Source organism: Streptomyces sp. NPDC048185 (assembly GCF_043202495.1).
In the GTDB taxonomy this organism is placed as follows: domain Bacteria; phylum Actinomycetota; class Actinomycetes; order Streptomycetales; family Streptomycetaceae; genus Streptomyces.
Window position 1 is genome coordinate 898,086 of sequence record NZ_JBIDAN010000001.1, and the last position, 12,244, is coordinate 910,329.

The 12,244-nt window shown below is 73.1% G+C and carries 7 protein-coding genes; 4 read left to right on the top strand and 3 right to left on the bottom strand.

Annotated elements, in window-relative coordinates; translation table 11 throughout:
- Window positions 1–104 precede the first annotated feature (104 nt).
- Window positions 105–743 (bottom strand): DsbA family protein, encoded by a 639-nt coding sequence (locus ACGF3H_RS04020; RefSeq protein ID WP_362488868.1) that lies wholly within the window; start codon window positions 741–743, stop codon window positions 105–107.
- A 148-nt stretch (window positions 744–891) separates the two neighbouring features.
- On the opposite strand from ACGF3H_RS04020, the gene pepN reads away from it, so the two are divergent.
- The 3 genes from pepN (at window position 892) to ACGF3H_RS04035 (ending at window position 8,425) form a co-directional block, all read left to right on the top strand.
- Window positions 892–3,477, top strand: a complete 2,586-nt coding sequence (pepN, locus tag ACGF3H_RS04025) for an aminopeptidase N (RefSeq protein ID WP_362488870.1) — start codon at window positions 892–894, stop codon at window positions 3,475–3,477.
- Window positions 3,478–3,783: 306 nt separating this feature from the next.
- A complete protein-coding gene (locus ACGF3H_RS04030) occupies window positions 3,784–4,830 on the top strand; it encodes a hypothetical protein (protein ID WP_362488872.1) in 1,047 nt (348 codons plus the stop codon).
- A gap of 295 nt (window positions 4,831–5,125) precedes the next feature.
- On the top strand, window positions 5,126–8,425 hold the full coding sequence (locus ACGF3H_RS04035; protein WP_362488874.1) for a S8 family serine peptidase: 3,300 nt from the start codon (window positions 5,126–5,128) through the stop codon (window positions 8,423–8,425).
- Between the two features lie 89 nt (window positions 8,426–8,514).
- Here the strand turns inward: ACGF3H_RS04035 and ACGF3H_RS04040 are convergent, their stop codons facing one another.
- Both ACGF3H_RS04040 and ACGF3H_RS04045 read right to left on the bottom strand, forming a co-directional pair.
- On the bottom strand, window positions 8,515–9,249 hold the full coding sequence (locus ACGF3H_RS04040) for a hypothetical protein (protein WP_393816451.1): 735 nt from the start codon (window positions 9,247–9,249) through the stop codon (window positions 8,515–8,517).
- Between the two features lies 1 nt (window position 9,250).
- Complete coding sequence (locus ACGF3H_RS04045; protein ID WP_393816452.1) at window positions 9,251–9,787, bottom strand: sigma-70 family RNA polymerase sigma factor; 537 nt, start codon at window positions 9,785–9,787, stop codon at window positions 9,251–9,253.
- A gap of 104 nt (window positions 9,788–9,891) precedes the next feature.
- Here ACGF3H_RS04045 and ACGF3H_RS04050 point away from each other — a divergent pair, with 104 nt between their 5' ends.
- A complete protein-coding gene (locus ACGF3H_RS04050; protein WP_362492157.1) occupies window positions 9,892–12,180 on the top strand; it encodes a TerD family protein in 2,289 nt (762 codons plus the stop codon).
- The last annotated feature ends 64 nt before the right edge of the window (window positions 12,181–12,244 follow it).

Here is a 12,244-nt window from a genome sequence, read left to right on the forward strand (position 1 = left end):
GGCCGGCCTGGGCACCTGCCGGCGCCGCACCCGCGCCGGATGCGAGCGGGTGCGGTCCTGGTCCGGCCGGAGGCCCGGTCTCGGTCTGCCGGAGTCCTTCCGCACTACAGGTTGCTGAAGTCCGGGCCCTTGGTGCGGGTGCGCTTGATCTCGTAGAAGCCGGGGACGGAGGCGACCGCGAGGGTGCCGTCCCAGAGCTTGGCGGCTTCCTCGCCCTTGGGAGCCGGGGTGACGACCGGGCCGAAGAAGGCGAGCTGCTCGCCGTCGGCGCCGGGGACGGCGATGACCGGGGTGCCGACCTCCTGGCCGACCTTGTCGATGCCCTCCTTGTGGGAGGCGCGCAGCTGGGGCTCGTAGGGGGTGTCGTCCCAGTGGTCCATGAGGGACTCGGGCAGGCCCACGTCCTTCAGTGCGGCGGCGATCGTCTCCTTGCCCAGGCCCTCGCCCTGGTTGTGGATGCGGGTGCCGAGCGCGGTGTACAGGTCGCCGAGGACCTCGGAGCCGTGCTCCTCCTGGGCCGCGATGACGATCCGCACCGGGCCCCAGGCCTTGTTCTCCAGCATGTCGCGGTAGTCCTCGGGCAGCGTGTCGAGCTTGTCCTCGTTGAGGACGGCGAGACTCATCAGGTGCCAGCGGACCTTGATGTCCCGCACCTTCTCGACCTCGAGGACCCAGCGGGAGGTCATCCAGGCCCAGGGGCACAGCGGGTCGAACCAGAAGTCGACGGGAGTCTTGTCCGACATGTCTCTCCTCGTGGGGCGTGCGCGGCCGAGCGTTCTTCCCGGGCAACGCAAGAGCTGACCTCGGCCATTCCCGGCTGCCGCGTGTCAGGGGCACATGGCAGGATCAGTGCTGTCCGCATACTGAACACCACCCGAGGGAGTGCCGCCCGTGCCCGGTGAGAATCTGTCCCGCGACGAGGCCCGGGAGCGGGCCGCCCTGCTGTCCGTCGACGGCTACGAGGTGTCCCTCGACGTGCGCTCGGCCCTCGGCGACGCGCAGGGCGAGGGGCCGCGCACCTTCCGTTCGGTCACCACGATCCGCTTCCGCTGCAACGAGCCCGGCGCGAGCAGCTTCGCCGACCTGATCGCACCGAGCGTGACCGCCGTGTCCCTGAACGGGCGGGACCTCGACCCGAGCGAGGTCTTCGACGGGGCCCGGATCGTCCTGGAGGACCTGGCCGCCGACAACGAGCTGGTCGTCGACGCCCAGTGCGCGTACTCCCGCACCGGCGAGGGCCTGCACCGCTTCGTCGACCCCGAGGACGGCGAGGTGTACCTGTACACCCAGTACGAGCCGGCCGACTCGCGCCGGGTCATGGCCTGCTTCGAGCAGCCCGACCTCAAGGCCCCGTTCCGCTTCGAGGTGCGGGCCCCCGAGGCGTGGACGGTGTGGAGCAACGGCGCCGGTGAGCGCGCCGACGGCGTGTGGCGGTTCGCGGAGACGAAGCCGATCTCGACGTACATCACGTGCGTGGTCGCGGGGCCGTACCACTACGTCACGGACTCCTACGAGCGCGTGTTCGAGGACGGCACGCGGCTGGAGATCCCGCTCGGCGCGATGTGCCGCAAGGGTCTCGCGCCGCACTTCGACGCCGACGACGTCTTCCTCGTCACCAAGCAGGGCCTGGACTTCTTCCACGACCACTTCGACTACCCGTACCCCTTCGGGAAGTACGACCAGGCGTTCGTGCCCGAGTACAACCTCGGCGCGATGGAGAACCCGGGGATGGTGACCTTCCGGGAGGAGTACATCTTCCGCGGGAAGGTGACGCGGGCGTCGTACGAGGGCCGCGCCAACACGATCCTGCACGAGATGGCGCACATGTGGTTCGGCGACCTGGTCACCATGGAGTGGTGGGACGACCTGTGGCTGAAGGAGTCCTTCGCGGACTTCATGGGCGCGTTCGCCAACGTCGGCGCCACCCGGTTCAAGGACGCCTGGATCACGTTCGCCAACCGCCGCAAGGCGTGGGCGTACCGCGCGGACCAGCTGCCCTCGACGCATCCGATCACGGCCGACATCCGTGACCTGGAGGACGCCAAGCTCAACTTCGACGGCATCACGTACGCCAAGGGCGCGAGTGTGCTCAAGCAGCTGGTGGCGTACGTCGGGCAGGACGCCTTCATGGAGGGCGCGCGGCGCTACTTCAAGCGGCACGCGTACGGCAACACCCGGCTCGGCGACCTGCTGTCGGTCCTGGAGGAGACCAGCGGGCGGGACATGGCGGCCTGGGCGCGGTCCTGGCTGCAGACGGCCGGCGTCAACGCGCTGACCCCGCAGGTGCTGCTGAGCGCCGAGGGCCGCGTCGACGAGCTGGCCGTCGTGCAGGAGGCCGCCGAGTCGCACCCCGAACTGCGCCCGCACCGGGTGGCGGTGGGCCTGTACCGGCGTACCGGTGAGGGCGCCCTCGAGCGGTACGCGCGCGCCGAGGTGGACGTCGACGGGCCGCGCACGGTGGTGGCGGAGCTGGCCGGGGCCGAGGCGCCCGAGCTGGTCCTCGTCAACGACGACGACCTGACGTACTGCAAGACCCGCTTCGACGAGACCTCGCTGGCGACGCTGCGCGAGCACCTGGGGGCCCTGACCGACCCGCTGGCCCGTGCCCTGTGCTGGTCGGCGCTGTGGAACATGACGCGGGACGCGCTGCTGCCGGCGCGGGACTTCGCCGGGCTCGTGCTGCGGTTCGCGGGGCGCGAGTCCGACATCGGCGTGCTCCAGATGCTGCACGCCTGGGCCGCCTCGGCGCTGGTGCACTACGTGGCCCCCGACGGGCGCGAGGACTGCGGGCGGCTGCTGGGCGAGGGCGCGCTGCGGGAACTGCGCGACGCGGCGCCGGGCAGCGAGCAGCAGCTGGCGTGGGCGCGGTTCTTCGCGACGGTCGCCTCCGACGAGGCGGAACTGCGGCTGCTGCGCGGTCTGCTGGAGGGCACGGAGAAGATCGACGGGCTGGACGTGGACCAGGAGCTGCGCTGGGTGTTCCTGGAGCCGCTCACCGCGCACGGCGAGGCCGACGAGGGCGTGCTGGCGGCCGAGCTGGCCCGGGACGACACGGCCTCCGGCAAGCGGCACCAGGTGCGCTGCCTGGCCGCCCGTCCGTCGGCGGCGGTGAAGGCGCAGGCCTGGGCGCAGGTCGTGGAGTCGGACGCGCTGTCGAACGCCCTGGTGGAGGCGACCATCGCGGGCTTCGCGCAGGCCTCGCAGCGCGAGCTGATCGCGCCGTACGCGGAGAAGTACTTCGCGTCGATCGAGCGGGTGTGGAGCGAGCGGTCGATCCAGATCGGCATGGACGTGGTCCGGGGCCTGTTCCCGTCCCTGCGCGACTCGCAGGAGACGCTCGACGCCACGGACGCCTGGCTGTCCGCCCACGAGAAGGCCGCGCCCGCGCTGCGCCGGCTGGTGCTGGAGGCCCGCGACGACCTGGCCCGGGCGCTGCGGGGACAGGCGTGCGACGCGGCTGCCGCCGGCGGTCGGTGAGGGGAAGCTCCCGCAGGTCGTCCGCTGTCCGCGGGTGCTCTGCGGCTGGTCTGGCGGTTCCCCGCGCCCCTTCGGGGCGCACCCGCCGGCCCGGCGTCGGGGAGCACCTAGCTCTGGCCAATGATTGGGCGCTCCGTCATCGTTACGGAATCCGGTCAATGGCAGCCGTAACCCCTGGTCCGCACGGTCGCGGACCAGGGCTTTTCGGCATCCGAACACCCGTCCTTGAGGACGGGCCTGTCCGGATTCGGCGATGGGCGTGTAACAGCGGTTAAAGGGCGGATCGGGCGCGGGAAGTCCCCGGTCATGACGCACAACACCCCGCTCTCCCCCCGCCCCCTCCACCAGCCGGCCGACGGCCGGCGCCGTCCGATGACGGTCGCCCAGTTGCGGGCGCACGGTGTCCCGGCCGCCGAGGTCGACGAGCAGTGCCGTCCCGGCGGGCCCTGGCAGCGGCTGCTGCCGAACGTCGTCCTGCTCCATCCGGGCGCGCCCACCAGCGACGAGCGGCTGCACGCCGTGCTGCTGTACGCGGCCCGGGAGCGTCCCGCCGGTCTCCCCTCCGTGCCGGTCCAGCCCGGCACGGAGGGGACGCCGGACCCCGGCTACGCGGAGGCCGTGATCACGGGCCTGGCCGCGCTGACCCTGCACGGCTTCTCCGGCGCTCCCCCGCTGCCGTCCCTGGACGCCTTCGACGTCCTGGTGCCGAGGATGCGCCGGCTGCGCTCGACGGGCTGCGCGCGGATCGTGCGCACGGCCGCGCTGCCCGCCGCCGTGCAGGTCACCGGGGTGCCGGTGGCGCCGGTGGCGCGCGCCCTGGCCGACGCGGTGGCGGGACTGCAGGACGCCGGCGTCGTCCGCCGGCTGCTCACGGAGGCGGTGCGCGGGGGGCACTGCGAACCCGCGGCGGTGGTACGGGAGCTGAACCGGGCACGGCTGCTGGGCCGGCCGCACGTGGTGGACGCCGTGGACTCGCTGGTGGCCGAGGGACGGGCGATCGCGGAGCAGCGCCTGTACCGGATGGTGCGCGAGCACGGGCTGCCGGACCCGGTGTGGAACGTCGACCTGCGACTGCCCGGCGGCCCCCACCTCGGCGGCCTGGACGCCTACTGGCCGGAGCAGGCGGTGGCCCTGGAGCTGGACACCCGCGCCCACCGCCAGGACGACGACGCGCTGTGGTCGGAATACGCCCGCAAGCGCGAGCACTTGGAACGTCTGGGCATCACGGTCGTGCACGTCACGCCGCGCAAGCTGCGGGAGTCGCCGGCACACCAGGCGGCCGTGGTCCGAACGGCGTTGACGACGGCCGAGGACAGGGAACCCGCCGCCTGCGTCGTGGTGCTGCCCCGGTAGTGACGGACCGGGGCCGTACCAGGAGGGGAGAGGAGGGACCGGCGGGCGCGACTGCCCGCCGGTCCCTCCTCGTGTCGGCGGGTGTCCGCGGGATTGTCACACGCCGTCCCTTACGTCCCCGATGGCGTATGGCGGAAGTACGCCATGGCTCCCTGACGTCACGGACAACTCTCCCCAAACAGCGATCCCTTGCGTAAAGCTGAGCGGTCGTCCGGGATCGCATTCCGGACTGCTTCGGCCAGAGCCGATCGACCCCGGTCGTACACGCTCGTTCCTTCACCACCAAGGGATGCAGATGACCCACACCTCCCAGCGCGAACCGATACCGGGCGCGAGACGCGCGGCCCGCATGGCCGCGGCCGCCGGTCTCGTCGCCGCGCTCTCCGCGGCCGGGCCGATGCCCCTGGCCCTCGCGGCCGACGGTCCGGGCACCGGGACCGCCGCGCCGGCCGACGCCTCCGTCAAGTCCGCGCACGACAAGCTCGGTTCGGACGACGCGGACCGGCTCGCCGAGGCGAAGGCCGACGGTACGAAGACCGTCACGATGATGGTCGCCACCGCGCCCGGCCAGACCGAGCAGGTCGCCGCGGAGCTGGACGCCGTCGGCGGCGGCGCCGTGGGCCGCACCGACGACAAGCTCGGCTACGTCCGGGCCACCGTCCCCACCGCCGAGGCGGACGCGGCCATCGCGGCGGCCGCGAAGCTCTCCTCCGTGCACGGCATCGACCTGCGCGACGAGATCCCGCTGGACGACCCGACGCCGAGCGCGGACACGGCCCGGGGCGCCGCCACCAAGGGCCGCGCCCACCCGGCGCCGAACCGGAACACGCCCGCCGAGAACCCGTACAACCCGTCCTTCGAGACGGGCGCCGTCGACTTCGTGAAGAAGAACCCGAAGGCGGACGGCCGCGGCGTCACCATCGGCATCCTCGACTCGGGCGTGGACCTCGCCCACCCGGCGCTGCAGAAGACCACCACCGGCGAGCGCAAGATCGTCGACTGGGTCACCGCGACCGACCCGGTCGTCGACGGGGACGCCACCTGGCGGCGCATGGACACCGCGGCCTCCGGCCCCGCCTTCACCTACGGCGGCCAGAGCTGGACGGCGCCCGCGGGCTCCTACCGGGTCAACGTCTTCCGCGAGTCCGTCACCGCCGGCGGCGACGCCAAGGGCGACGCCAACCGGGACGGCGACACCACCGACTCCTGGGGCGTCCTGTACGACGCGCAGGCCGGCACGGTCCGCGTCGACCTGAACAACAACCACGACTTCACCGACGACACCCCGATGAAGCCGTACAAGGACGGTTTCCAGGTCGGTTACTTCGGCACCGACGACCCGAAGACGGACGTGGCCGAGCGCCAGCCGTTCGTGGTCGAGATCCGCAAGGACGTCGTCTACAACGGCGCGGGCGCCAAGGCCGACTTCGTCAACATCGGCGTCATCGAGTCCGAGCACGGCACCCACGTGGCCGGCCTCACCGCCGCCAACGGGCTGTTCGGCGGGAAGATGAACGGCGCGGCACCGGGCGCGAAGATCGTCTCCTCGCGGGCCTGCTCCTGGTCCGGCGGCTGCACCAACGTCGCGCTCACCGAGGGCATGATCGACCTCGTCGCCAAGCGCGGCGTCGACATCGTGAACATGTCGATCGGCGGCCTCCCGGCGCTGAACGACGGCAACAACGCACGCGCCGAGCTCTACACGCGCCTCATCGACACCTACGGCGTCCAGCTCGTGATCTCCGCGGGCAACGAGGGCCCCGGCGCCAACACCATCGGCGACCCGGGCCTCGCCGACAAGGTCATCTCGGTCGGCGCGTCCATCTCCCGCGAGACCTGGGCCGCCAACTACGGCTCCGCGGTGCGGACGAAGTACGCGATGATGCCGTTCTCCTCCCGCGGCCCGCGCGAGGACGGCGGGTTCACCCCGACGCTCACCGCGCCCGGCGCCGCGATCAACAGCATCCAGACCTGGATGCCCGGCGCCCCCGTCCCGGAGGCGGGCTACCAGCTGCCCGCCGGGTACGGCATGCTCCAGGGCACCTCGATGGCCTCCCCGCAGGCCGCCGGCGCGGCCGCGCTGCTGCTGTCCGCCGCCAAGCGCGAGGGCATCGACCTCACCCCGGCGAAGCTGCGCACCGCGCTGACCTCAACCGCCGACCACATCAAGGGCGTGCAGGCGTACGAGGAGGGCGCGGGCCTGGTCAACGTGCCCGACGCCTGGCGCGCCATCGAGCGCGGCGCGACCGCGCACGACTACACGGTGAAGGCGCCGGTCGACACCGCGATCGACCAGTTCCTCAAGACCCCGGGCTACGGCACCGGCCTGTACGACCGCGAGGGCGGCCTGAAGGCGGGCCAGAAGAAGACGTACGAGATCACGCTGACCCGTACGTCCGGCGCCGACAAGGCGATCCGGCACGAGCTGCACTTCGAGAACAACGCCGGGCGCACCTTCCGGATCGTCGGCTCCGACGAGGTGAAGCTGCCGCTCGACGAGCCGGTGACCGTCAAGGTCGAGGCGCGGCCGGACTCCGCTGGTCTCAAGAGCGCGATCCTGGAGGTCGACGACCCGCGCACCGAGGGCGTCGACAAGCAGGTCCTCACCACGGTCGTGGTCTCCACGCCGCTGAAGTACTCCTTCTCCGCGAAGAACTCGGTGCAGCGCAACAGCACCCAGTCGTACTTCGTGACCGTCCCCGAGGGCGCGAAGACGCTCGAGGTGGCGATCGGCGGACTGAAGGACAAGAGCCAGACCCGGTTCATCGCCATCCACCCCTACGGCGTCGCGGTCGACGACACCTCCACGCCGAAGTGCTACAACAACTACCTCGACGGCAACGGCTGCCGACCGGACGTGCGCGCGTACGCCGACCCGCAGCCCGGCGTCTGGGAGATCGAGGTCGAGTCGCGGCGCACCTCGCCGCTGCTGGACAACCCGTACACGCTGGACGTCGACGTCCTCGGTGCCGTCTTCGACCCGGCGGTCGTGACCGTGCCCGAGGCCCGGGTGGGCACCCCGGCCACCGTCACCTGGACGGTGACGAACCAGTACGCCGCCCTCGAGGGCAAGCTGGTCGGCGGCCCGCTCGGCTCGGCCGAGACGTCCCGCCCGACGATCGCGCAGGGTGAGACGCGGACGACCACGGTCGAGGTGCCCGAGGGCGCCGCGTCGCTCGACGTCGCCATCGGGGGCGTCTCCGACGCGGCCTCCGACCTGGACCTGACGGTCTACGACGAGGACGGCGACGTCGCCGGCCAGTCCGCCGACGGCGACTCGGAGGAGTCGGTGTCGATCCCGGCCCCGGCCGCCGGTACGTACACCGTGGAGGTCGCGGGCTACTCGGTGCCGTCCGGCACCACCGAGTACGACTACCGGGACGTGTACTTCGCCGCGTCCCTCGGCTCGGTCACCGTGGACGACTCGGCGCCGGTGGAGCTCGGCACGGGCGAGTCGGCGACGGTCTCGGGCAGCGCGACCGCGCTGGCCGCCGCTCCGGAGGGCCGTGAGTTCTTCGGCCAGGTCCAGCTGGTGAACGCGCGCGGCACGGTCGCGGGCCTCGGCAGCGTACGGATCGGCAAGGTCGTGCCGTAGTCCGGTACGGCACACGGCAGTCCCCGAGGGGGCGGGCGCTCCGCGGAGCGCCCGCCCCCTTCGCCGTCCGTCGTCCGTCGTCCGTTCCCTCAGTCGCAGGTGAGGGTGCGGGACTCGGGCAGGGAGGCGGTCACCTGGGCCCGGGCGGTGGCGATGTCCGCCGCGCCGGTGATCACGGCGTCCGGGGCGGGCCGGTCACCCGGGACGCCGATCAGCACCTGGTCGCCGGGGGCGAGCCGGGCGGTGGTGTCGTCCAGCACGAAGGTGCTCCGTCCGGTGCCCTCCGGCGGTGTGTACGTGCGGGTCACCCGGAGCGTGATCCGGTGCCGCGCGGCCCCCGGCACGGGCTCGGCGGCGGTCACCGTGCCCTCGGCGACCAGACGGGCACAGGCGAGGTAGCGGGGGGTGCCGAATCCGGCACCGGTCTTCGCCCCGGGAGCCGGGCCGCCCCGCTCGGCGCCCGACGCGGCGCTGTCGGCCGCCGCGTCGTCGGTGCTGCCGCCCGGGCCCTGCACCACCAGCCATCCGAGGCCGACGACCACCGCACCGGCGCAGGCCGCGGCGAGCGTGCCCAGCGCGAGGCGCAGCGGACGGCGCCGGGGGCGCGGACGGGCCACGGGTGCCGGCCGGACGGCCTCCGGTGCCGGGGGCGGCTCGCCCAGGGCCTGCCCGAGGAACGCCAACTGCTCCCGCAGCAGCGCCACGTCGGCCGTCGCCGAGCGGTGCGCCTCCTGGACGTCCGCGTCGGAGCCCGGCGGCAGCGGCTCGCCCGTGATCGCCGCCATCAGCGCGTCGGGCCCACCGGGGTGCTGTTCGGCGGCCATCTCACACCACCTCGTCCTCGTGCAGGCGGGCCCGCAGTGCCCGTACCGCCGTGTGCAGCCGGCTCTTGACCGTGCCCTCCGGGACGCCGAGCTCGTCGGCGATGGCGCGCACGGGCAGGTCGGCGTAGAAGCGCAGGACCACGACCTGCCGCTGCGTGTCGGGGAGCCCGTCCAGGCCCTGGGCGACGGCGAGGGACAGGACGCTGGTGTCCTCCCCCGACGGCTGGTCGGACTGCCGCAGCGCCGCCAGGCGCTCGCCGAGCCGGTCCTGCCGGCGCCGGGCCCGGTGCCAGTCCATGGCCAGGTTGGAGGCGACGACCGCCGCCCACGCGGACACGTCCCGCGGTGCCTCGTGTCCGCGCGCCGCCCGTTCCAGCAGCCGCAGGCGGACCTGCTGCACCCCGTCCCGCAGGTCCGCCTGCGGCACGCCGCCGAGCGCGAGCACCGCCCGCACCCGGCGTTCCTGGGCCGCGTCCAGGGGGTCGTCCCGTACAGCGTCCCCATGACCGCGGCGGCCTCTTCCGCGCAGCACAGCCACCCCTCCCCTCGCGGCGTTTCCCCTAGGACGCGCGGCCACGGCGGAACGTTCGGCTCCGGACGAAGATCTTTTCTTCACACCGTCTTCACTGTCACGATGTGCCCATGACGCACATCACCAAGGGCGCCAACGCCCCTGTTCCCACCGCTCCGTTGCGGGTCGCCGTGGGCCGGAACCGGGTGCCGGGGGTGCCCGCCGTGGAGGCCGCCGCCCTGCTGCTCGACGCGACCGGCGCGGTGCGCGGCGACGCGGACATCGTCTTCCACGGCCAGCCCGCGCATCCGTCCGGCACGGTGCGGCACGTGGGCACCGGGGAGGGCGGCGGGCAGCTCGCCGAGTGGCTGGAGCTGGACCTGCCGCGGATCGAACCGGCCGTCCAGCGGGTGTTGATCGCCGGGTCCTGCGACGACGGGGTGTTCGGGCAGGTCCCCGGCCTGTACGCGCAGGTGGTGGCGCCCGACGGCACGGTGCTGGCGCACTACGACGTGACGGACGCGTCCAGCGAGACGGCCTTCGTGCTCGGGGAGCTCTACCGGCGCGACGGCGCGTGGAGGTTCCGCGCGGTGGGCCAGGGCTACGACTCGGGACTGGCGGGGCTGGCGACGGACTTCGGGGTGGTGGTCGCGGAGCCCGCGGCGGCCCCGGCGGCCCAGGCGGTTCCCCCGGTGGCGCCGGCCGCCGCCGCGCCGGTCTCCGGGCCCGTGCCGCTGACGGGCGTGGGCAAGTCGGGGGTGGCGCCGGCGGGGGGCGCCGCGCCCGGTCTGCCCGCGCCCTCGACGACGCCCTCGGTGCCCGCACCCTCCGCGCCCGCGCCCTCCGCGCCCTCCGCGCCCTCCGCGCCCGCACCCTCCGCGCCCGCACCCTTCGCGCCGACACCCTCCGTGCCCGCGCCCTCCGCGCCCGCCCCCTTCGTGCCCGCGGCCGGGGCGGAGCCCGTTCCCTCCGGCGTCACCGTCCTGGGCGGCGACACCCCGTCCTGGCAGGGCGAGCCCTTCGAGTTCGAGCCGCTCACCTTCACCGGCGAGAAGTCCCGGACGATCACCGTGGACCTGCCGTTCCCGGTGGACTCCGGACCGGTGATCCTGGAGGCGAAGGTGCAGCAGTACCACTTCCTCCACGTCGAGATCCCCGGCCGCGAGGACGACGTCTTCTGCAACGACCTGCCCGACCACTACGGCCGTGCCCTGCTCGTGCCGCCGCGCAAGGGCGGCCCGCTGAAGCTGAAGGTGCGCCACTCCGGGCAGTGGGAGCTCACCGTCCTGCCCCTGTCGGCGGCCCGCCGGCTCGGCGCCGGCACCATCGAGGGCAGCGGTCGCGAGGTCTTCCTCCACACGGGCCCCCCGGCCGAGGTGAAGGTGCGGGCGACGGACCGCAACAGCGGCTGGTTCCAGCTCAACCAGCACACGGGTGAGACCTTCTACGACCTCAGGCGCCCCTCCGAGGAGCTCGTCCACGCCTGGAACGGCCGCCGGGTCAAGGAGACCGTCAAGCTCCCCGAGGGCCCGCTGCTGCTCGTGATCGACAAGAGCCGGCACCAGTGGGAGCTCACCGTCGAGCCGGAGAAGACCCCCAGCCGGTCCGGGCGGCGTGCGTCCGGCGTGTACGAGGGCACGGGTGACAAGAAGATCACGCTGGTCGGTCCCCGTCCGGGCCGGCCGTCGCTGGTGCGGTACGAGTTCAAGGACGCCGAGTACAGCTACGGCGTCGAGGCGCGTTCGGTCGACGAGTTCGGCGACGAGACCGACTGGCTGAACACCCACGCCCATGGCGTCCGGGGCACCTCGCTGGTCTTCGGCGGGGGAGCCGCCGAGCGGACCGTGCGGGTCAAGCACTCCGGGCCGTGGAGCTTCGAGCTGCTGCCCGAGGAGCAGGCGCCGCTGATCACCGGCGCGGTCGAGGGCAGGGGCACCACCGTGCTGCGCTACCAGGGACCGCCGACGCTGATGACCGTCCGGCGGGTCTCCAGGAAGAAGGACGGCGTGCTGGTGGCGCGCGCCTGGAACCACCCGTACGGGAAGTCGGTGATCATCGCCGACGTCAGCAACCGGCACCGGCCCGCCCTCGGCCCCCTCTGGGTCGACCCGGGCGGCACCTGCTTCGTCCTCGTCCTCTGCCCCGAGTCCACGAAGTGGCGGCTGGAGCCGACGGCCCTGACCGAGGCCCCCCTGCTGGACCGGCGGACCCAGGGCACCGCCTATGGAGTCGTACGTCACACCGGGCCCGCCACCGAGGTGACGTACGTGTCCACGGACGGTCTCCAGCACCTGTACCAGCTGGACGAAAACCTCTTCCCGCGGCGGAAGGTCACCGCAACTTCCGGCCCGTATCACATCTCGGAAGGGATATACCACGTACGTGCGATCGGCGACTGGGTGATCGAAAAGCGGAGCTGAGAGGGTTGCCCGTCCGCCCCTCGGGCAAACGATTGGACACACCGACCGGGATTCCGCACATGAT